We start from the raw sequence: 25,059 nt of genomic DNA on the forward strand, positions 1-25,059 counted from the left end.
AATGACGGCAAGCTACCTTAGAATCTGCGATACTTCATTCGACCCCGAGGCAGAGCATAAAGCCTTTCGCGAAGCCGTTGGTGGGGCGGGCGCTATCGTGGCCTTTACAGGATTAGTGCGCGGCGAGGGCAAGGGCCTCACACTCACCCTGTCCCATTATCCTGGCTTCACGGAAAGCCAAATTTCAGAGATTGCGCGGCAGGCCCAAGCCAGATGGCCGCTCGTCGGATGGCGCATACTGCACCGCGTCGGCGCGATGACAGCCGAAGAGCCAATTGTGTTTGTCGCCACGGCGAGCCGCCATCGGCGCGATGCTTTTGAAGCCGCAGATTTCTTGATGGATTTCCTCAAATCCGAAGCCGCTTTTTGGAAGTCTGAAAAGGTGGATGGTAATGAGCGCTGGATTGAACCGCGTGCGCAGGATATCACAGACAAAAACAGATGGAGCTAGGGCCATGGCTGGCATTGATGAAAGCTTAGAATTTAAACCTGTGACCGCTGCTGTGCTGACAGTATCGGATACACGCACGCGTGAGAATGATACGTCTGGGGATATTTTGCAGGCCCGTATCGAAGAGGCCGGTCACAAAGTGCTTGGCCGCGAAATTGTCCGCGATACGATTGAGGGCGTTCAGGCGCAACTAAAGAAATGGATGGATGACCCTGACATTGATGTCATTATCTCCACGGGCGGGACAGGGCTGACGGGGCGCGATATTACTGTGGAAGCCGTCACGCCGCTTTTCGATAAGGTCATAGATGGGTTCTCTGTCGTCTTTCATCAGGAAAGTTTTAAGACGATTGGCCTTTCAACACTGCAATCGCGGGCTTGCGCAGGATTAGCCCAAGGCACCATTATTTTCTGCCTGCCGGGCTCAAATGGCGCGGTGAAAGACGGCTGGGATAAGGTGATAGCGGCGCAGCTCGATAGTCGCCATCGTCCGTGTAATATGATTGACCTCATGCCGCGATTTGGGGAAATGTAAATGTCTAAACTCACTCATTTTGACGAAACAGGCCGTGCGGCCATGGTGGATGTGTCTGAGAAAGCCGTAACCACGCGTAAAGCTGTGGCCGTTGGGCAAGTCAAAATGGCTGCGGCGACGCTCGCATTGGTGCAAAAGGGCGTTAATAAAAAGGGCGATGTGTTTTCTGTGGCTGAACTCGCGGGGATTATGGGGGCAAAGAGGACATCTGACCTTATACCTCTTTGCCACCCGCTTCCGCTTTCAAAGGTCAATGTGCGCATTGAAGTAGATGAGATCCTGCCGGGTCTTACAGTTTCAGCCGAAACGAAAATAAGCGGACAAACTGGTGTCGAGATGGAAGCTTTGACAGCTGTCTCGGTGGCCTGCCTGACAATTTACGACATGCTGAAAGCGGCGGATAAGCATATGGTCATAGGCGAGGTGATGCTGACAGAGAAAACAGGCGGGAAATCCGGCGATTGGACGCGTTAGCCGTTTATCGCTGCAGCAATGCGCTGAAATGCGCCTTTAGCTTCTTTTGTAGGCATTAGCATGTAAACATGCGGTAGGTTTTCAGCCAGATCAATTTGGGCTTTGGGGTATTTGGCCGCGAATCGAATGATATCCGGGTGCAGAGGGTCTTGGTCTCCGGTAAAGATATGTGTTTCCGGCAGCGCTAAAGCTTTCGCAAATATCGGGCTGATCAATGGGTCTTTCACGCCTAGCTCCCCGGCATAGCGTTTTCCGGCTGCCCTCAAATCGGCGTGAACCAGTAATTGCTCGCCCGAACTAAGCTCTGCGTCGGGGCCCTCCATTTCGAGATCTACCCATGGCGCAAGCAAAATAAGCTTATCGGGAGCCTTATGACCGTTAGTTATCAGCCAATCCGCAAGGCCAATGGCGAGATTTCCCCCGGCAGAATCGCCCATGATAATGACGCGCTTTGGCTTCAGCGCCTCAACAGTTTCCATAAAATGGGCCCGCATCCATCCATGCGTTTCCATAGCGGTTGCGTCTGGTGGCAAGGGATAATCGGGCGCGACCAAGGTCGCTTTGGCTGCAGTCGCAATCCCGCCCATCATGGAGAAATAAAGCGGGGAAAACCCTAAAATGAATCCGCCGCCATGCAGATAATATATCAATGTATCATCACCCGCATAAGTCCAAACGGGCTGCCCCTTAAACTCTGATTCACTAATATTATAAGCGCTCATGCCTTTTGGCTTAGGCGCAGCTGTTGCAGAACGACCTTTAGCAAATTGTTTGCCCAGAATTTTACGGCCCCCCGTTAGGCGTAACAGTAGAACAAAGAAACGGTGGGAGAGGGAAACAGCCATGTCTTACCATAACGTCTGCGCCTTCTGTGTAAATTCTATATTTCTTGCCCTCGAACCTTGCTTTTTAAGCGTTAGGCGCATAGCTATGCAACAAATTGCATATAGGAGCTTATCATGCGCGAAGCCGTTATCGTCTCAACTGCCCGTACCCCCATTGGCCGGGCTTATCGGGGTGCCTTTAACAATACCTATTCTCCGACTATGGCCGGACATGTGCTTAAGCACGCTGTTGAGCGTGCGGGTCTTGAAGGTGGTGAAGTTGAAGATGTCATCATGGGTTCTGCGCTACAGCAAGGCACGCAGTCCTCAAATGTTGCGCGTATGGCGACGCTACGTGCAGGTCTGCCAGACAGCGTCTCTGCTATGACCATCGACCGTCAATGTTCATCGGGCATGATGGCCATTGGTATGGCGGCTAAACAAATCCTTGTGGACGGCATGGATGTCGCCATTGGCGGTGGATTGGACTCTATCTCCAAAGTTCAAACGGCCGAGATGCGCGTCGAAGCCGATCCAGAGCTTTATAAAATGCACCCAACGGCTTATATGCAAATGATCGACACGGCTGAAACGGTTGCCAAGCGTTATAATGTGTCTCGCGAAGCGCAAGACGAATATGCGCTGCAAAGCCAACAGCGCACACATGCGGCGCAAGAAGCCGGTAAATTTGATGATGAAATCGTCCCTATGACTTCGGTTATGGGTGTTAAAAATAAAGAAACAGGCGAAATATCCACCCAAGAAGTGACACTTGAAAAGGACGAAGGCAACCGCCCGGGAACAACCCTTGAAGGTCTTGCAGGTCTAAAAGCCGTGCGTGGCCCAGGTAATTTCATCACCGCAGGTAACGCCTCGCAGCTTTCTGATGGCGCGTCGGCTTCAGTGCTTATGGAAGCGAAAGAGGCGTCTAAGCGCGGTTTAAACCCGCTTGGTATTTATCGCGGTATGGCGGTTGCGGGTCTTGCCCCTGACGAAATGGGCATTGGCCCTGTCTATGCGATTCCAAAGCTGCTTGAGAAAAATGGCCTCAAAATGGATGATATTGGTCTGTGGGAGCTCAATGAAGCCTTCGCTGTTCAAGTTATTTATTGCCGCGACAAGCTTGGCATTCCGAATGAAAACCTAAATGTTAATGGCGGCGCAATTTCTATTGGTCACCCTTACGGCATGTCAGGTGCCCGCATGGTCGCTCACGCCCTTATCGAAGGCAAACGTCGCGGCGCGAAATATGTCGTCAGCACAATGTGCGTCGGCGGCGGCATGGGCGCAGCGGGACTTTTTGAGGTCGCGTAGCGTTCCGCAACGCGGAAAAATCGATTGATAATCGATTTTAGCGAAGCGCGGCGAGCGCAAGTGAGCCGCCACAAAATTTATTAGTTTTAGCCGCAAGCTAAGGCACGCGGTGAATTAGGAAAAGAACATGAGCACAGTAGAATTTAAAGACCGCGTTGCCATCGTGACAGGTGCGGGTGGCGGTTTGGGACGTTCCCATGCTTTGGCATTGGCCGCGCGCGGCGTGAAAGTCGTTGTTAATGACCTTGGCGGGTCTGTCGACGGCACAGGCGGCGGATCAACCATGGCCGAAAACGTCGTGGCTGAAATCATTGCGGCGGGCGGCGAAGCCATTGCTAATGGCGCGAATGTCACGAAGGAAGATGAAGTCCAAGCCATGGTCGATGAAGCAATCGCCAAATGGGGTCACATCGATATCCTCGTCAATAATGCGGGTATCTTGCGCGATAAGTCTTTTTCTAAAATGACTCTCGCGGATTGGGATCTTGTCGTGGCGGTTCACCTGCGCGGCTCTGCAACTTGTACCAAAGCCGTCTGGAACCACATGAAAGAGCGCGGCTATGGCCGTATCGTTATGACGACGTCCAGCTCAGGCATGTATGGTAATTTTGGTCAGACAAATTACGGCGCGGCGAAAGCGGGTCTTTCTGGCTTTATGCGTACGCTGTGCCTCGAAGGCGCGAAATATGATATCCGCATTAATACGCTTTCACCCACAGCGCGCAGCCGTATGACAGAGAACTTGATGCCCGAAGATATTCTGGAAAAGCTAACTGTAGAGTCTGTTTCTGCGGGTCTAGTTTACCTCGTATGCGACGACGCGCCCAACCGTATGATTTTATGTGCGGGGGCTGGCGGCTATTCGGAAACCAAGGTTGTTGAAACACAAGGTATCAATCTCGCCGAAGGCGACCAAACACCCGAAAATGTCGCCAAATTCATTGACCAAATCCGCTCTATGGAGGGGGCCGAAGAATTCACAAATGGCGGCCAGCAAGGCACGAAATTCCTCACGCGGATACAGAAGGGTGAATTTATGGTGTAGGGGCAATGCTCCTATCTCCTCATCACAAGACTTGTTCTTGTTACCCATCTCCTACTGTTCCCGCAGAGTTGGTAAGGTTATAAGTCTTGGCTTATTCAAATTCCTCTAATACCTCACTAAACCTCAACTTTGGGTGATGGGTTGCAAGAACAAGTCTTGCAATGAGGAAAGATTAAACAGCCTGCTTGACTAGAGAGGTTCACAAGCCTCTTCCAGCCAAGACTTAACCTTACCCTCAACTTGACCACCAATCTTCGCCCAAACATCAGCGTGATAATTATCGATGTAAGCACGTTCGGTTGGGCTCAATAATTTCACCTCAATCAAATCCTTATGTAGCGGCGCGAGTGTTAAATTCGCAAAGCCGAGCATCTTGCGCTCCCCGCCGTGTATAGCGGCTGGCTCTTTGACATATTGAAGGTTCTCAATCCGAATGCCGTAGCCGTCGGTTTTGTAATAGCCAGGCTCGTTGGACACAATCATGCCCGGCTTCAGCGCGACCTTATTTGGCATTTTGCTGATACGCTGCGGGCCTTCATGTACGCCGAGATAAACGCCAACGCCGTGGCCAGTGCCGTGATCATAATCAAGGCCGTGCTGCCAAAGCGCGTGGCGGGCAAGGACGTCGAGATTGCTGCCTGTTGTGCCTTCGGGGAAGCGCACCGTCGCGAGGGCGATGTGGCCTTTTAAGACGAGGGTAAAACGCTCGCGCATTTCGGCATCGGGCGTTCCGATGGGCACAGTCCGCGTTACATCCGTTGTGCCGTCCTGATATTGTGCGCCGCTATCAATCAAGAAGAGCGAACCTTTAGCGAGTTTCTTGGTTGTCGCTTTACTAACGCGGTAATGGACAATCGCGCCGTTAGAGCCTGCCCCTGAAATACTCTCAAAACTTAGGTCTTTGAGCTGTCCGGTTTCATGGCGGAAATGCTCAAGCTGCCCAGCGGCCTCTATTTCGTCCATCTTTCCGGATTGGGCCTCTGTATCGAGCCAGTGCAGAAATTTGATAAGCGGCACAGCATCACGATTATGTGCCTCTGTCGTGCCCGCAATTTCTGCGTTGTTTTTACAGGCCTTGGGCAGGGCAACAGGATCTTGGGCTTTTATGATCTTTGCGCCCGCCTTTTTCAAAGCTTCGAAATAAAATGCTGAACTGACAGAAGGATCAGCAATAACGGAGTGGTCTTTAAGTTCTGTAATAGCAGCCGATATATCCTCCTCAGAACGTATGGCAACATCATTACCAAGGTGGCTGCGAAGCTCATCGGTGAGCTTTTCAGGCTTCACAAAGAGATCAACTTGACCGTCCGCTTTCACGATAACTGTTGAGAGCGGCAGGGGCGTGCACATAACGTCACCCCCGCGAATATTGAGCAGCCATGCGATAGACGCGGGAGAGGTAATGAGTGCCGCATCCGCATTTTGCTGTTTCAGCGCTTTGCCGATACGCGCACGTTTGTCGCTATGGCTTTCTCCGGCAAGTTCCAAGGGCTGTACGGTAATCTTGGCGGTCGGTGCGGCTGGGCGATCTGTCCATGCCTCATCAATGGGGTTTGTGCTTAAGGCTTTTAAGGTTGCCCCGCTAAGCGCCACTGATTTTTTAAAGCTATCCAAAGCCGCGGGGCTATGTAGGCGTGGATCATACCCTATGATTTGTCCCTTTTGAGTATTTTTGCGAAGCCATGACGCGACGCCGCCCGCTTCCAATTTTTCATAGGTGAAGAGTACATTATCCACCTGCGCGCCGACTTGTAATGTATAGCGGCCATCAACAAACATGGCGGCCTTATCTGTCATCACAATAGCGGCCCCCGCAGAGCCCGTAAAACCGCTTACCCACATTAGACGCTCATTGCAGTCTGGCAGATATTCGTTTTGATATTCATCTTCATGCGGAACCAAAAAGCCATCTAAGCCTTGGGCTTTAAGCGCCTTGCGGAGCTTGGGAAGGTTTCTTCGTCCATATTCAGGTCCGCCTTGGACCTCAAAATTTTGTATCATGTCAAAGTCTTGGCGCATGTCGTGTCCTTATATCTTTAGGCCTTTGTAATGGCGGTCACAGAAAATCTCCAGAGCTGACTTATAAATGAGAGAAAAATCTGCTATAAGAGCAGATGGGGAGGGGTAAACCTTAACAGAGAGAATGACATGGCGCAGAAATTCTTCGGAACAATTTTTAGATATCAGAAAAATAATATTTCAGGGCGAAAGCTCAAAATAAATAACTTCACTCCCATCAAACCCGCAGAAGACATAGCTGATTTTGAATATCCTGCTGAGTCTAGCTTCTACAAAAAGACACATAAAACGATTGAGAATGGTTAAGGAAATATGACATTCTATGCATTTATGCATAGCTCTATCGGCCCTCTTGGGCGTAGAAATTAACCTTTAATATCTCCAAATAGGCTCCAAGAAAGAAAGCGGAATTTGCCGCAAAATTTGGAGCTGAAAATGACTACGCAATTTAACGGAACAGAGTTCACAACCGTCGAAACACGGACATTCCGTCCAACGTTTGAAGGTGCACAGGCTCGCCGTGAGCAAGCTACGATGAACCTTATCGGTCGTCGCAATGCACGCCGTGACCGCCGCGCCAACCGCGCAATTTAGTAAGTTTGAATTGATTTAGACGTCTCAAAAAACGACATAGTTAGGTCGTTCTTTTGAACCGCTAAATATAAATTTAAACGAGCGGCGCGAAGCGCGGACAAAGGACAGTTTAAGGCTTCTGGCCAAGTAAACTCGTCCATCCTGATAGAGAGGGCTGAGGTGAAACCTCCAGCCCTTTTTTTGTGAATGCGTCTGAAACCATCTCTGCTTGCTCGTTGAGGATACCAGAGAGGATAACTTTTCCGTCCGGCGCAAGTGCGTGTGCAATATCAGGCGCTAATCCCATGAGGGGCTTTGCGAGAATATTTGCAAATATCAAATCAAAGCGTTGGCCCTTTAGCTCTGGGCTGTCAAAACCATCAGCTTGGTAGCTTTTAACAAATTCGCTGACATTATTTGCAAGAGCATTTTGAAGCGTTACGTCAACGGCGTCTTGGTCAATATCGGTTGCTAAGATGTCTTGTTGTAAAGCTTTGGCCGCCGCGATAGCTAAAACGCCCGCACCGCAGCCTAAATCTAAAACGCGTTTCGGTTTAAAGCCGCTTTCGAGTAATTTATCAAAAATCAGCAAGCAGCCTTTTGTTGTGCCGTGATGCCCTGTGCCAAAAGCTAGCCCAGCATTGATTTCAATGGGGAAGGGGACGTTTGAAGGGATATTATCCGCATCATGTGTCCCGTAAAGCCAGAACCGCCCCGCTTTTACAGGGGGCAATCCAGCTTGGCTTTTGCTAATCCAGTCTTCATCCGGTAGCTGTGTTATAAAGCTCTCCATATCAGAGGGGAATTTCAATCCGTCAAGGCAAGCTTCTGCTTGAGCCTGCGTTTCAAACAACGCTTGCACATGCATCGTCTCCGGGCCGTCTTCAAATAGTGAGACCGCGAGGGCCTCCATACCCGTCTCAAATCCAAGTTGATCAGAGACGGCAAAGGCGTCAACTTTACTGCCGCGGATGAAAAGCGCAAATGGGGGGTGGTCTATCATCAATCCTGCATTTCTGTGGCGAGGCACTCTTTGTCGTTAAGTTGGCCGTCTACAGCGCCGCAAAGAAGATAAAGCATAAGCTCTTTCTCTCCTGCATGGCCGCTATGAGCGTCTTTGGGATCTACAAAACCGCCTAACATAGGAACGATTTTATCCGCAAATTCCAGCCGCATATCGATCATTTCAAAGCCTATATCTTCGGTGATTTTTTGCCTTATATTTGCATCTAGATAATCCATATTGTTTTGCTGTGGCCTGATGGTGCGCTTCCACAGCTGTTCATAAAAGGGAACGAGTTCATAGCTGAGAAAATCATTCAGCTCTGACATGGCGACAATTTTGGGCCGGTTAGCTGGCTTTATTCTCGCGATAGGCTCGCCAGCCTCAGAGCTGAGCGTACTAAGTGATAGTAGTGCGATTTGATTGGCCAGCATATAAGTCTCGCTGCCGCGTATCATGTCGTCATGTACTGTCTCGATCCCGTCAGAAAGCGCATCTTGCATAACATCAAAGGTAATCTTACTGCCGAGGCTCTCTGTAACGAAAGCAAATTGGTTGGTGTCCAAATTCGCAAAATTAGCTCTGCTGCAAATGCTGTTATAGCTGACGTTCTTGCCTTGGCTTTCAAAGCTTTTCCCAGCAGCATCTAGGGCCGCGCTGCACATAGCGCCGCGAATAGCTTTTCGGATTTCTTCTCCGGCAGGACCTAAATACATGACGGCATCGCTAAAACCGTAATTAACCAGATCATCTTTGAGGATGCCATTATATTTGCGGCGCAATCCCGCAATATCCTGGGAGGCACCGCGATTGTCATCTTGCCCGACATGGGCAAATTGAATGTTATCCCAAAAAATATTGTCCCAAAAAACACGGTAGAGCACAAATTCAAGATTATCATCGATATCCAGAGTTTGTTTGTCCATACAGACAAGTTCATCAAGCCTAAGCTTTGATCCTGGAAGGGAGGTTTCAAAAAATGTGGGTTGGTCGCCTTTAACATAAATATGCGGTGTTGGTGTTCCGGTATCATAATAAGGCGCTTCTCCGCATAAGGTTGTAATTAAACCATCGGACTCGTCCAAATTATAAGCCGCCGCAATACCGCCCAAAAAGTCTTCTGCAAGCTGTCCTTTAGTGCGGTCCTCCGTCCAGCCAATGCCGTGAAGATAGATAATATTAACGCGGTTTTTCAGCTTTCCGGGAATAGGGTCGGCCAAATATTCAAGGCCTTTAAAGCTTCCATCATTACCGTCTTCGGACGCCAAAGAATTTATATGATGCACCTTTAAAGGCACCTTACCGGATGTGACACAGCCTGTTAGCCACATCGCGGCCCACCCTAATATGAATAAACGCCACATCACGTTCGCTCCACAAAACCGTCTAACACTTTTTTCTCGCCTGCCTTCTCAAAAGCAACTGTTAGCTTCGTTCCGTCAGCCGCTGTAATTGTGCCATAGCCGAATTTTTGATGAAAGATACGCTCGCCTATAGCATAATTTGACGCTTTGCCTTTGGCGGGGCGCTTTACGGCATGGCCTTCTATATCTTTGGGAGCGCGGCCAAAGTTCTTGCCGCTATTAGCCTTATAACGTTGCCAGCCGGGAGAGTTGTAATTGCTTCGGGCTGACTCAAATGTTTCGGCAAAGCGCTCGCCCAACTCGCCTGCAATTTTATTGCTGTCATAATAACCTGTCTCAGACCCGGCTTCGACGTGATGAGGCGGAAGCTCGTCAATAAATCTTGAGGGCAGGGAAGATTGCCAAGACCCGTAAACCTGACGGTTGGCGGCGAAATAGATCTTGGCCTGTTCACGGGCGCGGGTAATGCCGACATAGGCGAGGCGGCGTTCCTCTTCGAGTCCAGCCATGCCCGACTCGTCCATCGACTTTTGGCTTGGGAACATGCCTTCTTCCCAGCCGGGCAGAAAGACAAGTGGGAATTCAAGCCCCTTTGCCGAGTGTAATGTCATCAGGGAAATTCCATCTTCCTGTGGCCCACTCTCCACATCCATCACAAGGCTGACATGTTCCAGATACGCATCCAGCGTATCAAATTCGCTCATCGCTTGAATAAGCTCTTTAAGGTTTTCAAGGCGTCCCGTTGATTTGGCATCTTTATTTTCGCGCCACATTTGCGTGTAACCGGATTCGTCCAGAATGCGCTCTGTGATTTCGGTGTGCTTTAGCGTGACCGCTTCGCGCCGCCATCGATCAACATCCAGAATAAAGGCGCGCAGAGCTGTACGGGCTTTGCCGCGGATTTCATCTGTCTTAGTAAGCTCGCGTGTGGCAGTTTCCAGGCTAACATTCATCGTGCGAGCAGCGGTTTGTAACTTCTGTACTGTGGTTGCGCCAATGCCGCGTTTGGGCACATTCACGATGCGTTCAAAAGCCAAGTCATCTGTATCTGATTTCAAGACCCTGACATAAGCGTGAGCATCGCGAATTTCTTGGCGCTCGAAGAATCGCGGGCCCCCAATAACACGGTAGGGCAGACCCAGCTGTATAAAGCGTTCTTCAAAGCTGCGCATTTGGCGTGACGCGCGTACAAGGATGGCAACGTCATTATATTTTCGGTTCTTATGCCGCCAGCTCTCAATTTCATCTGAAATGAGTCGGGCTTCTGCGGGGGCGTCCCAAACACCTGTGACGGTGACTTTATGCCCGCCTGCATCTTCGGTCCAAAGTGTCTTTCCGAGCCGCCCTTGGTTAGCTGCAATCAGGCCTGACGCCGCGCCAAGTATATGTTCCGTTGAGCGGTAATTGCGCTCCAGCTTAACCACTTTAGCGCCAGGAAAGTCTTTTTCAAAGCGCAAGATATTATCGACTTCTGCGCCGCGCCATCCGTAAATGGACTGATCATCATCGCCTACAACACAAATATTATGAGACTCCTGCGCGAGTAGGCGCAGCCATAAATACTGGCAGACATTGGTGTCCTGATATTCGTCCACCAACATATATTTAAACTTGGCATGATAGCGTTTCAGGATATCGTCATTTTCCATAAAGAGGGTCAGATTATGCAAAAGCAAATCGCCGAAATCACAGGCATTGAGAACTTTCAAGCGGGCTTGATAAATCTCGTAGATTTTCTGCCCCTTACCATCTGCAAATTTAAAAGCTTCATTCGAGGTAATTTTATCAGGCGTCCAGCCTTTGTTTTTCCAACTGTCAATTAGGCCCGCCATATATCGTGCGGTCCAGCGTTTCTCATCAATATTTTCAGCTTTAATAACTTGCTTGAGCAATCGAATTTGATCGTCTGTATCCAGAATTGTAAAGCTGGATTTAAGTCCCACAAGTTCAGCATGGATACGCAAGATTTTCGCGGCGATAGAATGAAAAGTCCCGAGCCAAGGCAACCCTTCAACCGCGTCTCCAATCAAATCACCAACGCGGTGACGCATTTCCCGCGCTGCCTTATTGGTAAATGTTACCGAAAGGATTTGCGACGGGAAAGCCATGCGGTTTTGAAGAATATGCGCGAGGCGGCAAGTTAGCACCCGTGTCTTTCCGGTGCCAGCACCCGCTAAAACTAGGACAGGCCCTTCTGTGGTCATTACGGCTTCGCGCTGTTCGGGGTTTAACCCGTCCAGATAATTGCCGCCTTGAACCTCGCGCACGGGCATGGCTTGCGCAGATAGTGTCGGAGCAGGGCGCGGAGGCACAGGCTGGAACGTATCTTTTTTAGAATCGGGTAGAGACATGGTCAGAACATAAGGACAACATTGTGCTTTGGCTATGGGCGCTGTTAAAAAAGCGCAGGGAGTCTTAATTTCGCCCCGTATTTGTGCTAAGTATATATATGCGTATAATTTTACTGATCTCTATCTTCTTATTCGGGCTGTCTTTTACGGCGAAGGCTCAAAGCTCCGGGCCAAAAGAGACTAGTCCGAAATCTGAACGCCCTCCCGAGAAGACTGACGAAAAATCGCAAAAGGCAGACAGTCAAGATGAAGCCAATGACACCATTGATATTGATGCTTTTTTCAAACGGGGCGAAGAGAATGCTCAAAAAGGTATGGGCTGCGAAATACCGCCTGAGCCTGTTGCTTAGCGTATCACACTGCCACGGATAGGTGAGTGAGATCACCTTGGGCTTTCGTGGCGATGGTCTCGGGGTCTTTTCCGGCATGATGTGAAAGACCATGACGTGTTGGTTTGCCCTGCGCATTTAACGCCACAAAAGTTACGGTTTCTATTTTTATGATATCGCGCTTGTTATGCATTGTGCGAACATGGCACCTCACAGACAGGTAAGTGCGTCCTATTTTGGCTGTCTCCACGCCGATTTCTAAAACTTCACCATTTGAAGCCGCAGAGATAAAGCTCATCTCGCTCATATATTTGGTAATGATGTGGGTGTGCTTCATTTGGCATGCGCAATATATACCGCATTCCTCGTCAATCCAACTGAGCAACCGCCCTCCAAAAAGAGCGCCGCGGCAGTTCAGGTCTTCGGGCTTTATAAGTTTTCTTGTGCGATATTTAAAAGGCATGACCTTCATCCAAGTTGCAACAGATTAATTGCATGTTTTGAGCTTAAGACATGGATAAAAAAGCCGTGCCTCTGTTTGCTAGACAGGCTTTGCTCTGTTTTTGTGCAATTTTTATGACGTTTTGCTGAAACTTACATGGCGTTTTGGGCTTGCAAACGCTTCAATACCCAGACGCGTAAATAGGAGGCAAGGTTCTGCTGCGTCCGATTTTCTGTTCGCAGATCGTCTAAATCCTGAATGAAACGGGCAAAGGATTTACCGCTAACACTTACGGCGGAGTCGATAATAGCCCAGAATTCAGCCTCTAGAGCCAGAGATGTTCGATGACCATGAATGGAAAGAGAGCGCTTAATCATCAGTCTTAGGGTTATCGCGCTTATGCCCATCCAAGTGATTTTGTAGCTTTTCCGTCAGAGCTTTGGCTTTGTCTTTCTCAGACTTTTTCATACCAAATTTCACGCGATTCTCTGCTGCGCGCAGCACTTTCTGATGCCGCGCTTTGGATTTTCGAACCTTGTTAAAGTTTACGACGTTGTCGGGCATTAGCGCGGCTTGATCATTAGTTCAGGCCGTACGACTTTATCAAATTCTTTCTCTGTGACGAAACCTAGCTTGACCGCCTCTTCGCGCAAGGTTGTACCATTTTTATGCGCCGTCTTGGCGACCTTCGTTGCGTTATCATAACCAATGGTCGGGGCGAGGGCGGTGACGAGCATTAGCGAGCGTCCCAGTAAATCAGCGATACGGTCTTCATTGGCCGTGATACCTACGACGCATTTATCTGCGAAAGCCATACAACTATCGGTCAGCAATTGAATAGACTGCATCATATTATAGGCCATGACAGGCTTATAGACGTTGAGCTCAAAATGACCTTGGCTCCCGGCCAGGCTCATTGTGGTATTATTCCCCATCACCTGCGTGCAAACCATGGTCAGCGCTTCGCATTGTGTTGGGTTGACTTTGCCGGGCATGATAGAGGAGCCAGGCTCATTAGCGGGTAAGGAAATTTCACCCAGGCCGGAGCGCGGGCCCGAGCCAAGAAAGCGAATATCATTCGCGATTTTAAAGAGCGAGGCCGCCACACTATTCAGTGCGCCATGGGCGGAGACATAGGCATCATGGGCGGCAAGGGCTTCAAATTTATTGGGTGCAGTCTTGAAAGGCAGCTTGGTGTAACTTGCGACCTCCTCGGCAAAGCTTTTTGCGAAACCAGGTTTGGCGTTCAGCCCCGTGCCGACCGCTGTGCCGCCTTGGGCGAGGGGGTAGAGTTCCTTAAGACCACGCTCGACACGCTTAATCCCATTATCCAGTTGCGCGACATAGCCTGAAAACTCCTGTCCCAAAGTAATGGGCGTGGCGTCTTGTGTATGGGTGCGGCCAATCTTGATGATCTTTTTAAACGTGCCCGCTTTATCATTCAGCGCATTACGAAGATATTGCAGGGCCGGGAGGAGGGAGTGATGAATTTCCTCAGCCGCTGCAATGTGCATGGCGGTAGGGAAAGTGTCATTTGAAGACTGGCTGCGATTAACGTGGTCATTGGGGTGAACCGGATCCTTAGATCCAATCACGCCGCCCATAATCTCAATCGCGCGGTTGGAGATAACCTCATTTGTATTCATATTGGACTGTGTGCCCGACCCTGTCTGCCAGACAGAGAGCGGGAAGTTGTCATTGAGTTTGCCTTCCGCCACTTCACTGGCCGCCGCAACAATGGCTTTACAAGTTTTAGCGTCGAGGTTCTTAGCCTTTTTATTAGCAAGAGCCGCAGAGCGCTTAATGATACCTAGCGCGCGGATAATGGCAGGCGACATTGTTTCAATCCCTATAGGGAAGTTAATGAGCGAGCGGGCGGTCTGCGCGCCATAATATTTATCCGCAGGGACTTTAAGTTTGCCGAAGCTATCGGATTCAGTTCTGGTCTTGGTCATAAGGCGAGTAATCCGCTTTGTATTTTAGGCTAAAGATGAAGAACAATATTGAGCTTATGAAAACCAATATTGCAATAGGTCGCGTGAGAGTCTGCTGAGGCCACAGGCCGAATAACACGAAGATCGGGATAATAAAGGTGAGTAAGTTAAAGCTAAAAATAGCTGAGCCCTTCATACCTACAGGCACGAGGTTGAAGCCTGTTTTTGTTGATTGGCGATACCAAACAGTCATGTCTATTTCTTACGAAAAGCATCCAAGCTTACGACTTTATTCGCCGGCTCTTTTGTTGTTTCGGCTTCTTCTGCTTTTGGCTTATCGGCTTTAGCGTCGCTGCCCTTTTTTGCTTTTGCCGTTTTCGGCTTAGGCGTTTTGGCGGGTTTGATTTGCGTAACGTCTGGGGCTGATGTTTCCATTTCTTTGGGCGGATCAAATTGCAGAGCAAAGCCAACGCTTGGGTCATGGAAACGCGTAATCGCATGATAAGGCACTTTGAGATATTTTGGGATGCCGCCAAATTTCAGCGTCACCTCAAACTCATCAGCATGGGCTTGTAGGTCCCAGAATTGATGCTCAAGCACAATTGTAATTTCTTCGGGGTATTTTTTGGCCAGCCCTTCATCAATTTCCGCGCCAGGATAGCGGGTTAGAAAGGTAATGTAAAAATGATGCGCTCCGGGCAGGCCGTCTTCACGGATAACGCGGCGGATCGCGTCTCGCACAACACCGCGCAGGGCAAGTTGTGTCATTTGCTCGTAATTCATCAAGTCTTGGCTCATGCCCTTACCCTAAATCACTGTTTCACGGCGTCAACTGCCGTTTTAACGAAATGGTCGCATAACTCTGTGCTTTCCATCTTTGCTGCGCTCGCTATCGTAGAGTCCATATGACAGATACGCTTGAAAGACGAGACGAGGGGTTTTTCTACCCGCCACACGCGCAGCCTTTAAATGGCGATGAGGGCTTTATCTATTCGACCTGGAAATTTTTGCGCAATCCCATCGAAGGATTCGGGCCCATGGCTTATAATCAGCCTATCGTCAGTGTGCCCAATTTCGGTAAGAAACTGCACGTGATTACAGACCCCGAAGGCATGATGCAGGTCCTCGCATTAGAGGCAAAGAAATTTACGAAAACCGCGATTGATGCGCGTATCCTCGGCCCTGCAACCAAGGAAGGCTTGCTCTCGGTGCATGGCGATCAATGGAAACGGCAAAGGCGGGCCGTGGCGCCGATGTTCGCCAAGCGGCATATGGCTGATCTTGCGCCTATGATAACGGAGGTGCTGAACGGGTTTAAAGCAAAATTAGATAAAGAGCCTAAGCTAGACTTAAACGCAGGTATGGCGGAGTTGACTTTTGATGTTTTGGCAAAAGCTTTGCTTGGCGATCCGAAAGGTCTGGATGGGGAGCGGCTGAAATATGCGACGCGTAATGCTGTGACCTCCGCGGGGACTTTGCGGCCTGATGATTTGGTTCCGTGGCCGCGTTGGGTGCCGCGTCCGATTTCGCCTAAGGGCTCTCGCGCCCTTAAGAAATTAAAAAGCGCCGCTGATGATTTACTCGATAGCCGCGATGTTAATAATCCAGGCGATGATCTCGTCGGTCTGTTGATTTCCGCGATTGACCCCAAGACAGGGCAGGAACTCTCTCGCCGTGAACGTCGTGATAATCTCATTGGCTTTTTCATTGCCGGGCATGAGACGACGGCGCTGACCCTGACATGGGCGCTTTACTTGGTGGGGATGCACGCGCCGACAGCAGAACGTATTCGCGCAGAAGTTATCGAGGTCTGCGGGCAAGGTGATATTGCCTATGATGATATTGATAAGCTGACCTTCACCCGTGCCGTCATTGATGAAACCATGCGCCTGTACCCACCTGCACCCATGCTTAACCGTGAATGCCATGAAGAGACCGAAATTCATGGCCGAAAGATTGAGATCGGCGATACCTTTTTACTTGCTAATTACGTCATGCACCGCACGGAAAGGCTTTGGGAGAACCCCAACGCTTTTGACCCCGACCGCTTCATCCGTCAGCCGGAGTTAAAGGCCAAGGGCGCGCCCTATATGCCCTTCGGCGCTGGCCCGCGTATCTGCGTCGGCATGGCTTTCGCGGTGATGGAAGCAGTGATGGCGCTGGGCACGTTAGTGCGCGATTATGATATTGAGATACCGGCTGATTGCTATCCGAGACCGCTGATGACGGTGACACTGAGGCCCGAGGGCGGGGTGCCTGCGCGGATGGTTAGGGTTAGCTAAACACTATATGTTCGAGCTTTCTTCACAAAGATTTCTATGGCTTCCTTTGAATAATCAAAACCACCAAATAACTCTCCGGCCTCGTTTAAAGTGTCGAAATCGATATTGTAAAGCCAAGTTTCTATAAGGTCCATTTGAGAAGATGTTAGGCCATAGAACAGATTTGTAGCAATATCCCACCTCACTGTCATAAACCACATCATACTATGAAAGTAACTAGATATGCAGGTCATGAGCGCTTCTTGTGTCTGCGCGACTTCGATAAATGCTCCAGTTTTCAGCGTGTGAGTTTCAATTTCGATATCATGCTTTGCTGTTAAACACATAAAGCCGGGTAAGAAGTATCTATTCCAAACACTAGACATTTGCCAAAATTCTCCTGCTACTTCTTCAAGCATATCAAGAGTTAAGTCAGGCCATTTAACGTGAACAAGGAATTCAAGCTTTTCACATCCACTTTCGCTTCTGATGCCTTCAAACAAACGTGACGCGTCAGGGTGTTGGATTGGAAATTGCTCTTTGACGAGTTTTATAAATGTGTCAGCTTGCATAATTTAGAAGAGCTAAAGCGCGGGTTGGGTTGGCGGGCGGCAACCCGCAAAATAATAGTGGAGAGTTTCTGTTGCCAGCTACTCTCCGAAGCCCGCCTAGGGTTATGACACGCTAGGAGTTAAAGTGCGATTTTGTCGCGCTGCTTACGCGGCGAGAGCAAAACCTTCATTAGAATTGTCATTTGCAATTACTAAAATTAGGCATTTAACGATACCAAATCGGATGAAAGCTAACTTCTTTAGACGTCTGTCGATCCTATTTCGGCCCCATCAAAAACACAGACCGTGATCTGTATTTATGGTGGAGCCGCCGGGTACCGCCCCCGGGTCCAGTCCGCTTATTACAAGCGCGTTTATCATCATAGCCAGCAAGCCAGCCCCCGATATGTAGGATAACACTGCAAATTTTTCAATAAAAACTCTGCTTTTTCTTGATACCGCCACAATGCGCTTCTATCGAAGCTTTGCAGGAGAGACCCATTCAAAACACATTAGATCATATTCTTGGCCACCTAGAGAAACTTGTCGCCTTTGACACGCGAAATGGCACGGGTGATGAAATGGCATGTGTGGAATATTTGCGCGGCGCTTTGTCGTTGCATAACCCTGATGAGATCATCGTCGATAGGGTCGGGCGATCACGCGGGAAGAGCGATAGCGGATACGTTATGGCGCGGTGGGGAGAGCCCAAAGTCCTGCTGAATGTGCATATTGATACAGTGCCAAGCGGTGAGGGGTGGGTATCTGACCCCCTCAAACTCCGCCGAGAAAAAGACCGCGTAATTGGCCTTGGTACGAGCGATATTAAAGGTGCTGCTGCCTGCATATTGGGCGCGATGGAAATGGCAAAACCCAAAGATGTGGCCATTCTTTTCTCTGGTGATGAAGAACATGGGAGTGAAGTCATGCCAGCTGTCATAGAGCGCGGCCATTATGCAGGCGCTAAGACGGCGATTGTGTGCGAGCCGACATGTTGCGAAGTCGGGCGGCGGCACCGCGGCATGCTGGCACTCAATGCCCTATTTACAGGGCGGGGCGGTCATAGTTCGCTCTCGGATGTCACTGAGCGTCCTTTGTTGCAAGCGGCAAGGTTAGCGGCGGCTTGGGGAGATTATAATGATATTCATCTGGGGTTCGGGAAAGACCCCTATAAAGGCTTGTGCTTGAATATCGGAAATATTGAAAATGATGGCGCCTATAATGTTATCCCTACGCGATCCAAACTTTGGGCGTCTATGAGGCCGCCCCCGGGAGATAATGTCGGCAAACGCCGCGAAGATTTGGTCGCCATAGCGCGGGACATAACGCCCGAGGCTGTTCTTGATACGATTGTGGCATTTGAACCTTTTGACTCCCAAGACCCCAATGCCTTTGCGCCTGTTTTTGAAGATACGCCCATCGTGGATCTGCCCTATTGGACAGAGGCGGCCATGCTATCTGAGGCGGGATTGAATGTTGTTGTTTACGGCCCTGGTGATGTGGAGCAAGCCCATAAGCCCAATGAATATGTGACCGAGGCACATCTTATGACCGCGGCAGAGGCTTATGGCCGCGCGGTTGCGGGCACAATGTCATGAGCCAGAAGACAATACGGGAAACTGTTCTTCGCAGCTTGTCCTCAATTGGGGCGACCAAAGAGGCTAAATTTTATGCAGAGCTCTTTGCCTCACAAGATGCTGAGCGCTTTGCCCTGATTGTTCTCGACCCACGCAGCCTAAAAAATCCGTTGCTTGAAGCGTTGATCTCAAATCTTAAAATTTTATCTGATCTAGGTTTGTCGCCCGTGTTGCTAATCGGGGCATTGGATGATGACCGCACCTCAATAAGGTTTCAAAGTCAGAGACTCGCGAAAGACTTGGAAATGGTATCCGTCAAGACAGCGAAGTTAAATACGGCGAGTTATCAACTTATACCCGAAGTACGCCAGAAGTCTCGCAAAGGCATGATACCCATTCTGGAAATGACCGAACGGCGAGGCAAGATGAATTTGACGCGCCTCGTCAGTGAGTTGAAGCCTAATAAAGTAATATTTCTGCAACCTTCAGGGGGGCTCGTGAAAGGCGACAAACGGCTTTCATTCATAGACATTGACCGCGTACAGGACAGTCTGCAACTTGATGAATTAACTGTCGGGCAATCCAGATTTATTGCATTGGCGCAGGAACTGGCACAGGAAAAGGCTAATCACGCCGTATATGTCATTGCGTCCCCGCTTAATCTTTTAACAGAGCTTTTCACGACCAAAGGATCGGGGACCATGCTTCGGCGCGCGGCGCCGATTATGGTGACGCCCACCTTGGCGCGAACAGATAAGCCATCTTTAAAAAGTTCAATCGAAGAAGCCTTTGGTAAACCTATAAAACCACTTTTTTTGCGCAGTAAAATCCACCGTGCCTTTATTGAAGAGGATTATCGCGGCGGCGCGATAGTAACGCAGCTTGCGGGTTTCCCTTATCTTTCAAAGTTTTGGGTGAGCCGCGAAGCGCGCGGAGAAGGTATTGCGCGGGATATTTGGGATCGTATGTGCGGGGAAATACCGGCCTTCTTCTGGCGCTCGCGCATGACAAATCCTTTTAACGATTGGTATATGAGCGTTTGCGAGGGGATGCAGATTAGTGGGGAGTGGCGGGTCTTTTGGAAAGGCTTAGAAGCGCCTGAAGTGCCGGGCGCAATTATTGCCGCGGCCTCAGCATCGGATGATTTTGAGCCGTCAACTTAACCGAAATAGACTCTGATTGTTCCGGAGGGCCATTGAAGGATTGACGCGGGAAATAAGGCGGCATAAGCCATCCCCAATGTGGGACTGAATCGTATATATAAAAACTACACAAAAAGACTCACGACATGACCCTGCTTCACATCACCAGCGCTTTTGACGGCGGCAATATCATTGTCCATGATGCCAAAGACCCGTCAAATATTCGTCTTGCCATCAGGCCGGATAATAATTCTGATTTTTTTCAATGGTTTTATTATCGCGTAACTGGCGCAAAGGGGCAGCCTCTCAAAATGGTGCTAGAGAATGCCAAAGATGCCGCCTTTACGGGTGGGTGGGAAAATTACCGCGCCTGCGCCAGCTATGACCGTGAAACTTGGTTTCGTGTTGAGACCACGAGCTATGTTAATGGGCAGTTGATCATTGAGCACACGCCTGAGATAGACAGCGTTTATTATGCCTATTTCGCGCCATATCCCATGGATCGTCATGCCGATGTCGTGGCCGAAGCTGCGCTGCAAGAGGGCGTCTCTTTGCGGGTTTTGGGCCAAACGGTTCAAGGGCAGGATTTAGATTGCTTGTCCGTTGGAACAGGCGAGAAAACAATCTGGATTATTGCCCGGCAGCACCCCGGCGAGACGATGGCAGAGTGGTGGATGGAGGGGTTTCTCTCCCGTATTCTCGACACTGAAGATGATGTCGCGATGGCGCTGCGGGAAAAGGCGACATTTCACATAGTCCCGAATATGTGCCCCGATGGCGGGCGTAACGGAAATCTTCGCACCAATGAAACCGGCGCGAACCTAAACCGCGAATGGGGTGTTGCGACCATTCAATCCGCGCCAGAGGTTTATCATACGATTAAGGCCATGGATGAGGCTAAGCCGGATCTATGTCTTGATGTGCATGGCGATGAAAGCTTGCCCTATAATTTTATCGCAGGGGCCGAAGGCATTCCGGGCTATACCCAAAAACAAGCGGATAATTTGGCGGCGTTTCTGTCTGCTTATGAAACAGGGTCACCGGAATTTCAGACAAAACACGGTTATCCCGTTACAGCGCCTGGCAAAGCCAACCTGACCATGTGCACCAATTATACCGCCCATGCCTATGACTGCCTCGCCATGACACTTGAAATGCCGTTCAAGGATAACGCCAATTCCCCAAACGCGGAATTTGGCTGGAGCCCAGATCGTAGCGCGGATTTAGGCGCGGCGGTATTGGATGCGATGATGGCGGTAGTTGAAGAGCTTTAGACTGAAGCCTCTTTCACAAAGTCATAAATATCGAGGACTTTATCCCAATTTTTTGTGCGGGTACGATTGCCGATTAGAAAGCAGTCAATAATTTGCCAGATTCCAAACCCGCCAAGTGTTACTAGCTTCAATATACCAAGGCCAATGTCTCCGACGACAAACCTGTCTATGCCAAGCCAACCGAGCCATGCATTCCAGCCGAAAAGCTCAACGGGATTTTGGGTCTCGCGTTGGACGATATCAATGAATTTGCGGCGGTCGCGATCATCTAGCGAAGCGGCCATTTCCATGAGGTTACGATCATATGTGTGTCTGTCCACCGGTTCTCTCCCTTATCGATTAACAATAAGGATGTAAGGAGGAGTTGGTAGACTTTCAAGGCTCTCGCCGCTGATTTTCAAATTGTGGATTATGCGGCGCGTGCCATTGCGGCGAATCAGTCTTTGCGTTTATGTCAGTATATGCAGCAATATCTCGACCTTCTCTCGCATGTTATGGATAACGGCACGGACCGTATGGATAGAACAGGCACCGGCACGCGCGGGGTCTTTGGCTATCAGATGCGTTTCGATTTGGCGGATGGCTTTCCAATGGTCACGACGAAAAAGTTGCATAAGAAATCAATTGTCCATGAGCTGATTTGGTTCCTCGCGGGGGATACGAATATTAAGTATCTCAAAGAAAATGGCGTGCGTATTTGGGATGAATGGGCGGATGGAAATGGCGACCTCGGCCCCGTTTACGGCAAGCAATGGCGACGCTGGGAGGGGCCCAATGGTGCTGTCATAGACCAAGTTGATAAAGTGATTGAGGCGATAAAAAATAATCCTCATTCCCGCCGCCACATAGTCAGTGCGTGGAACCCCGCCGATGTTGACGATATGGCTCTGCCGCCTTGTCATTGCCTGTTTCAGTTTTTTGTTGCGCCCCAAAATAATGGAAAGCCGAAGCTGTCTTGTCAGCTCTATCAACGCAGCGCCGATATCTTCCTAGGCGTGCCGTTTAATATCGCCAGCTATGCGCTGCTCACCCATATGATGGCGCAGGTCTGCGGCTTAGAGGTTGGCGATTTCGTACATACCTTTGGCGACGCACATATCTACTTCAATCACTTTGAACAGGTGAAGTTACAGCTAAGCCGCGAGCCCAAGCCGCTGCCGCGATTGAAGCTGAATAAGGATGTGAAGAGTATTTATGACTTTACGTATTCGGATGTGAAGATATTTGGATATAAGGCTCACCCGCATATTGCTGGGAAGGTTGCGGTTTAACATCGACGTGACCGCTGTGCGGTTTGCCTCGCGAAGCGAGGTTCGCGGCGATGCCCACTATGCCGAACAAGCGACTTTAACAAATCCAGATATTGAATAATTGTTTTCTATTTAGTCTTATGGTGTTTCATAGAAAACCGAGGAGCCATTTGAATGGATGAACAATTGGAGCTAAACGAAGATTTGCTTTTCGCGGCAGGTTCAGGTGACCACAAGAAGGTTGAAGAGTTGCTTGATGCAGGGGCTAATATTCATTTTTTTGATGAGTTAAGTAAATCTGCATTGCATTATGCGGTCCAAGGTGCCCATAGACAATTAGTCCATTTTCTTCTTGAAAAAGGTGCGAACGTGAACGCTCATTTGCGCGATAATGCTGGCGATACCCCCATTACTATAGCCGCCTATGAAGGTCATTATGCGGTCAGCAAGCTACTTCTTAAAGCAGGTGCTGACCCTTACATAACAGCATGGATGGGGAAAGATGCTCTTGATTATGCACTAGGACGCAAAGACTCAAATGGAGAGAAAATCAAAGAACTCATAGTTGGAATGCATCCCCCCTCTAAAGACAGGAAATATCGTTATAAGTAGTGTTCTGTGAGGTCCGTTTTAACGTGGATTAGCTGTATTTAAGCTTTCTTAACAAACTGCGTCTTCAGCTTCATCGCACCAATCCCATCAATCTTACAATCGATATCGTGATCTTCATCTATCAACCTTTGTATCCTCACCTTCGTCCCGACCTTCGCCACTTTACTCGTCCCCTTGACTTTCAGGTCTTTGATAATCGTGACCCAATCGCCTTCTTCCAGTAAATTTCCATTGGCGTCTTTATAGACGCGCTCATTGGTAAACTCTGGATTATTGCTCCATTCATGGGCGCATTCGGGACAGACGAGCAGGGCGCCATCTTCATATGTGTATTCACTGGCGCATTGAGGGCAGGGCGGGATTTCACTCATATCAGAGCCTTAATTTATGTGTCACTTTATGGATAGCGCTTAATATTCTTCTCAGATGAAATCTATAACACAGATGACGAAAATCATTTGCAACAGCTGGCTAAGGCTTACATGATTATGGGAGCCCGACTAGAGAGTGACACATGAAAAATATTTTTTTAACCGCCGCCTTAGCGCTTTCAGCTTGCGCGGCTGAATTGTCAGACTCAGATATGCCAATTGCTATTACAGATGACGCCCAAACATCAGCGGCGACAGCTACTAATGAGCTGCGCCCTCTCAGAGCCGGAGAGAAAATGGCGAAATGCGTGATTGGCCCTGACAGATATGAAGGGCCTTGTGTTTTTCTTCCTGAAAAAGGCGGAGCGTTTTCAATATCCCGCCGGAATGAATCGCCTCTCTACGCGGAAGTAACCATCGTGACGGTTGCTGTCACAGAGCCCGGCAAGGCGCAGGTTTACGGGCTTACAACAGCTGGGAATAATTCACGATGGGGCGAGGCAACGCGCTCAGAGGATGATAAAGCCTGCTGGATAGGTGCCGATTTTGAAGTTTGCGCATATTAGCCTAATGTGTGTCGTATAAACGCCTCATTCATCCTGCAAATTGTGATTATTGAAAGGGCATAAAATGAATACACCATCCCCCAAAGGCAGCGTTTGGATTGTCAGCTCGGCGCTATTAGCCGTCGGTTTCATCATTGGCAGTTTTTTGATCAGCACACTTGTTCTTAAAGCAAGGCTAGCGGATCGCAGCGTAACAGTCAGAGGTTTGGCTGAACGCGAGGTGATGGCGGATTTGGCGACTTGGACATTGGCTTATTCTGCGCAAGGCGAAAGTCTCAAAGCCGTGCAAGATGATATTGACGGCGACACCAAAGCAATAAATGCCTTTTTCAAAGAGCTTGGATTTACCACTGATGCGCTTCGTCCGACGGGCGTTGGCGTCAATCAATATAACAATAATTATGGAAAGCCCGTCTTTAACATACGTCAGCGGATTACGCTGCGAACTGATAATATCGAACGGGCTCAAAAAGCCGTCTCGCAACAATTTGACCTTATTCGCCGCGGCGTTGTTCTCGAAGACGGCTCGGGTATGAGTTTTACTTTCACTAAGCTTGATGAGATTAAGCCGGAAATGGTGGCTGAGGCGACTCAAGATGCCCGCCGCGCCGCGCAGCAATTTGCGCAAGACTCAGGCGCGGATGTAGGCGGTATTAAATCCGCGACCCAAGGTTATTTTTCTATTCAATCCAGAGATGGTGACTCAGGCGGATATGGTGTATCTGATACGCCGTTTAAAAAAGTGCGCGTTGTAACGACTGTGGATTTTTACTTGCGTTAAGCCCGTATTGAAACCG

General features: G+C 49.4%; 30 protein-coding genes and 1 other RNA gene. 16 read left to right on the plus strand and 15 right to left on the minus strand.

What is annotated here, in order from left to right; genetic code table 11:
* Nucleotide 1: 1 nt before the first annotated feature.
* Genes F569_RS0108420 through moaC form a run of 3 tightly spaced genes read left to right on the plus strand, consistent with a single transcriptional unit; the run spans nucleotide 2 to nucleotide 1,460 of the window.
* Nucleotides 2-451: a molybdenum cofactor biosynthesis protein MoaE gene (locus F569_RS0108420; protein WP_026941839.1), complete on the plus strand. Its 450-nt coding sequence runs from the start codon at nucleotides 2-4 to the stop codon at nucleotides 449-451.
* A 4-nt stretch (nucleotides 452-455) separates the two neighbouring features.
* Nucleotides 456-986, plus strand: coding sequence for a molybdenum cofactor biosynthesis protein B (gene moaB / locus F569_RS0108425; RefSeq protein ID WP_026941840.1), 531 nt, complete (start codon nucleotides 456-458; stop codon nucleotides 984-986).
* Nucleotides 987-1,460 (plus strand): cyclic pyranopterin monophosphate synthase MoaC, encoded by a 474-nt coding sequence (gene moaC, locus F569_RS0108430; RefSeq protein WP_026941841.1) that lies wholly within the window; start codon nucleotides 987-989, stop codon nucleotides 1,458-1,460.
* On the opposite strand, the gene F569_RS0108435 is transcribed toward moaC, so the two are convergent.
* Nucleotides 1,457-2,305: an alpha/beta hydrolase fold domain-containing protein gene (locus F569_RS0108435; RefSeq protein WP_026941842.1), complete on the minus strand. Its 849-nt coding sequence runs from the start codon at nucleotides 2,303-2,305 to the stop codon at nucleotides 1,457-1,459. The two genes, moaC and F569_RS0108435, sit on opposite strands and share 4 nt — an antisense overlap.
* Nucleotides 2,306-2,419: 114 nt before the next feature.
* Between F569_RS0108435 and F569_RS0108440 the strand changes: the two genes are divergently transcribed.
* Nucleotides 2,420-3,598: an acetyl-CoA C-acyltransferase gene (locus F569_RS0108440; protein ID WP_026941843.1), complete on the plus strand. Its 1,179-nt coding sequence runs from the start codon at nucleotides 2,420-2,422 to the stop codon at nucleotides 3,596-3,598.
* 127 nt (nucleotides 3,599-3,725) lie between these two features.
* On the plus strand, nucleotides 3,726-4,643 hold the full coding sequence (locus F569_RS0108445) for an SDR family NAD(P)-dependent oxidoreductase (RefSeq protein WP_026941844.1): 918 nt from the start codon (nucleotides 3,726-3,728) through the stop codon (nucleotides 4,641-4,643).
* Nucleotides 4,644-4,832: 189 nt separating this feature from the next.
* Here the strand turns inward: F569_RS0108445 and F569_RS0108450 are convergent, their stop codons facing one another.
* Nucleotides 4,833-6,644 carry an aminopeptidase P family protein gene (locus F569_RS0108450; protein ID WP_026941845.1) on the minus strand — a complete coding sequence of 604 codons (1,812 nt, stop codon included), beginning with the start codon at nucleotides 6,642-6,644 and terminating at the stop codon, nucleotides 4,833-4,835.
* A gap of 147 nt (nucleotides 6,645-6,791) precedes the next feature.
* Between F569_RS0108450 and F569_RS19545 the strand changes: the two genes are divergently transcribed.
* Complete coding sequence (locus F569_RS19545) at nucleotides 6,792-6,968, plus strand: hypothetical protein (RefSeq protein WP_154813689.1); 177 nt, start codon at nucleotides 6,792-6,794, stop codon at nucleotides 6,966-6,968.
* 129 nt (nucleotides 6,969-7,097) lie between these two features.
* Nucleotides 7,098-7,256, plus strand: a complete 159-nt coding sequence (locus F569_RS19550; RefSeq protein WP_154813690.1) for a hypothetical protein — start codon at nucleotides 7,098-7,100, stop codon at nucleotides 7,254-7,256.
* 109 nt (nucleotides 7,257-7,365) lie between these two features.
* Here the strand turns inward: F569_RS19550 and F569_RS17215 are convergent, their stop codons facing one another.
* The 3 genes from F569_RS17215 to F569_RS0108475 are packed head-to-tail and all read right to left on the minus strand — an operon-like array spanning nucleotide 7,366 to nucleotide 11,953.
* Nucleotides 7,366-8,238, minus strand: a complete 873-nt coding sequence (locus tag F569_RS17215) for a 50S ribosomal protein L11 methyltransferase (RefSeq protein ID WP_051279602.1) — start codon at nucleotides 8,236-8,238, stop codon at nucleotides 7,366-7,368.
* Nucleotides 8,238-9,602, minus strand: coding sequence for a hypothetical protein (locus F569_RS0108470; RefSeq protein ID WP_026941846.1), 1,365 nt, complete (start codon nucleotides 9,600-9,602; stop codon nucleotides 8,238-8,240). Before F569_RS0108470 ends, F569_RS17215 begins: the two co-directional genes overlap by 1 nt.
* The gene (locus F569_RS0108475; protein WP_026941847.1) at nucleotides 9,602-11,953 is read right to left on the minus strand and encodes an ATP-dependent helicase; all 2,352 of its coding nucleotides are present in this window, start codon (nucleotides 11,951-11,953) and stop codon (nucleotides 9,602-9,604) included. Before F569_RS0108475 ends, F569_RS0108470 begins: the two co-directional genes overlap by 1 nt.
* A 98-nt stretch (nucleotides 11,954-12,051) precedes the next feature.
* Between F569_RS0108475 and F569_RS0108480 the strand changes: the two genes are divergently transcribed.
* Nucleotides 12,052-12,303 (plus strand): hypothetical protein, encoded by a 252-nt coding sequence (locus F569_RS0108480; RefSeq protein ID WP_026941848.1) that lies wholly within the window; start codon nucleotides 12,052-12,054, stop codon nucleotides 12,301-12,303.
* A 4-nt stretch (nucleotides 12,304-12,307) separates the two neighbouring features.
* Here the strand turns inward: F569_RS0108480 and F569_RS17220 are convergent, their stop codons facing one another.
* The 6 genes from F569_RS17220 to F569_RS0108510 form a co-directional block, all read right to left on the minus strand.
* A complete protein-coding gene (locus F569_RS17220; RefSeq protein WP_084168959.1) occupies nucleotides 12,308-12,745 on the minus strand; it encodes an acyl-CoA thioesterase in 438 nt (145 codons plus the stop codon).
* 131 nt (nucleotides 12,746-12,876) lie between these two features.
* Complete coding sequence (locus tag F569_RS0108490) at nucleotides 12,877-13,101, minus strand: ribbon-helix-helix domain-containing protein (protein WP_026941849.1); 225 nt, start codon at nucleotides 13,099-13,101, stop codon at nucleotides 12,877-12,879.
* Nucleotides 13,094-13,288, minus strand: coding sequence for a DUF4169 family protein (locus tag F569_RS0108495; RefSeq protein ID WP_026941850.1), 195 nt, complete (start codon nucleotides 13,286-13,288; stop codon nucleotides 13,094-13,096). The genes F569_RS0108490 and F569_RS0108495 overlap by 8 nt, the downstream gene beginning before the upstream one ends.
* Nucleotides 13,288-14,679: a class II fumarate hydratase gene (fumC, locus tag F569_RS0108500; protein WP_026941851.1), complete on the minus strand. Its 1,392-nt coding sequence runs from the start codon at nucleotides 14,677-14,679 to the stop codon at nucleotides 13,288-13,290. The genes F569_RS0108495 and fumC overlap by 1 nt, the downstream gene beginning before the upstream one ends.
* Nucleotides 14,660-14,911 carry a hypothetical protein gene (locus tag F569_RS0108505; protein WP_026941852.1) on the minus strand — a complete coding sequence of 84 codons (252 nt, stop codon included), beginning with the start codon at nucleotides 14,909-14,911 and terminating at the stop codon, nucleotides 14,660-14,662. The genes fumC and F569_RS0108505 overlap by 20 nt, the downstream gene beginning before the upstream one ends.
* A 2-nt stretch (nucleotides 14,912-14,913) precedes the next feature.
* The gene (locus F569_RS0108510) at nucleotides 14,914-15,456 is read right to left on the minus strand and encodes an SspB family protein (RefSeq protein ID WP_026941853.1); all 543 of its coding nucleotides are present in this window, start codon (nucleotides 15,454-15,456) and stop codon (nucleotides 14,914-14,916) included.
* A gap of 107 nt (nucleotides 15,457-15,563) precedes the next feature.
* Here F569_RS0108510 and F569_RS0108515 point away from each other — a divergent pair, with 107 nt between their 5' ends.
* Nucleotides 15,564-16,940 carry a cytochrome P450 gene (locus F569_RS0108515; protein WP_026941854.1) on the plus strand — a complete coding sequence of 459 codons (1,377 nt, stop codon included), beginning with the start codon at nucleotides 15,564-15,566 and terminating at the stop codon, nucleotides 16,938-16,940.
* Here F569_RS0108515 and F569_RS0108520 read toward each other — a convergent pair.
* Complete coding sequence (locus tag F569_RS0108520; RefSeq protein ID WP_026941855.1) at nucleotides 16,937-17,491, minus strand: hypothetical protein; 555 nt, start codon at nucleotides 17,489-17,491, stop codon at nucleotides 16,937-16,939. The genes F569_RS0108515 and F569_RS0108520 overlap by 4 nt on opposite strands.
* 56 nt (nucleotides 17,492-17,547) lie before the next feature.
* Nucleotides 17,548-17,908: a transfer-messenger RNA gene (ssrA, locus tag F569_RS19370) on the minus strand.
* Nucleotides 17,909-17,922: 14 nt separating this feature from the next.
* Between ssrA and F569_RS0108525 the strand changes: the two genes are divergently transcribed.
* The 3 genes from F569_RS0108525 (at nucleotide 17,923) to F569_RS0108535 (ending at nucleotide 21,463) form a co-directional block, all read left to right on the plus strand.
* On the plus strand, nucleotides 17,923-19,068 hold the full coding sequence (locus tag F569_RS0108525) for a M20/M25/M40 family metallo-hydrolase (RefSeq protein WP_154813691.1): 1,146 nt from the start codon (nucleotides 17,923-17,925) through the stop codon (nucleotides 19,066-19,068).
* Complete coding sequence (locus F569_RS18945) at nucleotides 19,065-20,210, plus strand: hypothetical protein (RefSeq protein ID WP_051279604.1); 1,146 nt, start codon at nucleotides 19,065-19,067, stop codon at nucleotides 20,208-20,210. The genes F569_RS0108525 and F569_RS18945 overlap by 4 nt, the downstream gene beginning before the upstream one ends.
* Nucleotides 20,211-20,335: 125 nt before the next feature.
* Entirely contained in the window at nucleotides 20,336-21,463 is a 1,128-nt protein-coding gene (locus F569_RS0108535) for a M14 family metallopeptidase (protein WP_034388070.1), read from the plus strand.
* On the opposite strand, the gene F569_RS17230 is transcribed toward F569_RS0108535, so the two are convergent.
* Entirely contained in the window at nucleotides 21,460-21,783 is a 324-nt protein-coding gene (locus tag F569_RS17230; protein WP_051279606.1) for a TM2 domain-containing protein, read from the minus strand. The two genes, F569_RS0108535 and F569_RS17230, sit on opposite strands and share 4 nt — an antisense overlap.
* A gap of 141 nt (nucleotides 21,784-21,924) precedes the next feature.
* Between F569_RS17230 and F569_RS0108545 the strand changes: the two genes are divergently transcribed.
* Nucleotides 21,925-22,734, plus strand: a complete 810-nt coding sequence (locus F569_RS0108545) for a thymidylate synthase (RefSeq protein ID WP_026941858.1) — start codon at nucleotides 21,925-21,927, stop codon at nucleotides 22,732-22,734.
* Nucleotides 22,735-22,887: 153 nt separating this feature from the next.
* Entirely contained in the window at nucleotides 22,888-23,325 is a 438-nt protein-coding gene (locus F569_RS17235) for an ankyrin repeat domain-containing protein (protein ID WP_051279608.1), read from the plus strand.
* Nucleotides 23,326-23,363: 38 nt separating this feature from the next.
* Here F569_RS17235 and F569_RS0108555 read toward each other — a convergent pair whose 3' ends face one another.
* Nucleotides 23,364-23,696, minus strand: coding sequence for a zinc ribbon domain-containing protein YjdM (locus F569_RS0108555; protein ID WP_026941859.1), 333 nt, complete (start codon nucleotides 23,694-23,696; stop codon nucleotides 23,364-23,366).
* A 143-nt stretch (nucleotides 23,697-23,839) separates the two neighbouring features.
* On the opposite strand from F569_RS0108555, the gene F569_RS18950 reads away from it, so the two are divergent.
* Together F569_RS18950 and F569_RS0108565 are read left to right on the plus strand one after the other, a co-directional pair.
* A complete protein-coding gene (locus tag F569_RS18950; protein ID WP_051279610.1) occupies nucleotides 23,840-24,262 on the plus strand; it encodes a hypothetical protein in 423 nt (140 codons plus the stop codon).
* A gap of 64 nt (nucleotides 24,263-24,326) precedes the next feature.
* On the plus strand, nucleotides 24,327-25,043 hold the full coding sequence (locus F569_RS0108565; RefSeq protein ID WP_026941860.1) for an SIMPL domain-containing protein: 717 nt from the start codon (nucleotides 24,327-24,329) through the stop codon (nucleotides 25,041-25,043).
* Nucleotides 25,044-25,059: the final 16 nt, after the last annotated feature.

The sequence above is a fragment of the Hellea balneolensis DSM 19091 genome, from assembly GCF_000428525.1.
Lineage (GTDB): Bacteria > Pseudomonadota > Alphaproteobacteria > Caulobacterales > Maricaulaceae > Hellea > Hellea balneolensis.

Bases quoted from the DNA above. Each gene is read 5' to 3' on its own strand.
- F569_RS0108420 (WP_026941839.1), top strand. From the start codon at position 2: ATGACGGCAAGCTACCTTAGAATCTGCGATACTTCATTCGACCCCGAG.
- moaB (WP_026941840.1), top strand. From the start codon at position 456: ATGGCTGGCATTGATGAAAGCTTAGAATTTAAACCTGTGACCGCTGCT.
- moaC (WP_026941841.1), top strand. From the start codon at position 987: ATGTCTAAACTCACTCATTTTGACGAAACAGGCCGTGCGGCCATGGTG.
- F569_RS0108435 (WP_026941842.1), bottom strand. From the start codon at position 2,305: ATGGCTGTTTCCCTCTCCCACCGTTTCTTTGTTCTACTGTTACGCCTA.
- F569_RS0108440 (WP_026941843.1), top strand. From the start codon at position 2,420: ATGCGCGAAGCCGTTATCGTCTCAACTGCCCGTACCCCCATTGGCCGG.
- F569_RS0108445 (WP_026941844.1), top strand. From the start codon at position 3,726: ATGAGCACAGTAGAATTTAAAGACCGCGTTGCCATCGTGACAGGTGCG.
- F569_RS0108450 (WP_026941845.1), bottom strand. From the start codon at position 6,644: ATGATACAAAATTTTGAGGTCCAAGGCGGACCTGAATATGGACGAAGA.
- F569_RS19545 (WP_154813689.1), top strand. From the start codon at position 6,792: ATGGCGCAGAAATTCTTCGGAACAATTTTTAGATATCAGAAAAATAAT.
- F569_RS19550 (WP_154813690.1), top strand. From the start codon at position 7,098: ATGACTACGCAATTTAACGGAACAGAGTTCACAACCGTCGAAACACGG.
- F569_RS17215 (WP_051279602.1), bottom strand. From the start codon at position 8,238: ATGATAGACCACCCCCCATTTGCGCTTTTCATCCGCGGCAGTAAAGTT.
- F569_RS0108470 (WP_026941846.1), bottom strand. From the start codon at position 9,602: ATGTGGCGTTTATTCATATTAGGGTGGGCCGCGATGTGGCTAACAGGC.
- F569_RS0108475 (WP_026941847.1), bottom strand. From the start codon at position 11,953: ATGTCTCTACCCGATTCTAAAAAAGATACGTTCCAGCCTGTGCCTCCG.
- F569_RS0108480 (WP_026941848.1), top strand. From the start codon at position 12,052: ATGCGTATAATTTTACTGATCTCTATCTTCTTATTCGGGCTGTCTTTT.
- F569_RS17220 (WP_084168959.1), bottom strand. From the start codon at position 12,745: ATGCCTTTTAAATATCGCACAAGAAAACTTATAAAGCCCGAAGACCTG.
- F569_RS0108490 (WP_026941849.1), bottom strand. From the start codon at position 13,101: ATGATTAAGCGCTCTCTTTCCATTCATGGTCATCGAACATCTCTGGCT.
- F569_RS0108495 (WP_026941850.1), bottom strand. From the start codon at position 13,288: ATGCCCGACAACGTCGTAAACTTTAACAAGGTTCGAAAATCCAAAGCG.
- fumC (WP_026941851.1), bottom strand. From the start codon at position 14,679: ATGACCAAGACCAGAACTGAATCCGATAGCTTCGGCAAACTTAAAGTC.
- F569_RS0108505 (WP_026941852.1), bottom strand. From the start codon at position 14,911: ATGACTGTTTGGTATCGCCAATCAACAAAAACAGGCTTCAACCTCGTG.
- F569_RS0108510 (WP_026941853.1), bottom strand. From the start codon at position 15,456: ATGAGCCAAGACTTGATGAATTACGAGCAAATGACACAACTTGCCCTG.
- F569_RS0108515 (WP_026941854.1), top strand. From the start codon at position 15,564: ATGACAGATACGCTTGAAAGACGAGACGAGGGGTTTTTCTACCCGCCA.
- F569_RS0108520 (WP_026941855.1), bottom strand. From the start codon at position 17,491: ATGCAAGCTGACACATTTATAAAACTCGTCAAAGAGCAATTTCCAATC.
- F569_RS18945 (WP_051279604.1), top strand. From the start codon at position 19,065: ATGAGCCAGAAGACAATACGGGAAACTGTTCTTCGCAGCTTGTCCTCA.
- F569_RS0108535 (WP_034388070.1), top strand. From the start codon at position 20,336: ATGACCCTGCTTCACATCACCAGCGCTTTTGACGGCGGCAATATCATT.
- F569_RS0108545 (WP_026941858.1), top strand. From the start codon at position 21,925: ATGCAGCAATATCTCGACCTTCTCTCGCATGTTATGGATAACGGCACG.
- F569_RS17235 (WP_051279608.1), top strand. From the start codon at position 22,888: ATGGATGAACAATTGGAGCTAAACGAAGATTTGCTTTTCGCGGCAGGT.
- F569_RS0108555 (WP_026941859.1), bottom strand. From the start codon at position 23,696: ATGAGTGAAATCCCGCCCTGCCCTCAATGCGCCAGTGAATACACATAT.
- F569_RS18950 (WP_051279610.1), top strand. From the start codon at position 23,840: ATGAAAAATATTTTTTTAACCGCCGCCTTAGCGCTTTCAGCTTGCGCG.
- F569_RS0108565 (WP_026941860.1), top strand. From the start codon at position 24,327: ATGAATACACCATCCCCCAAAGGCAGCGTTTGGATTGTCAGCTCGGCG.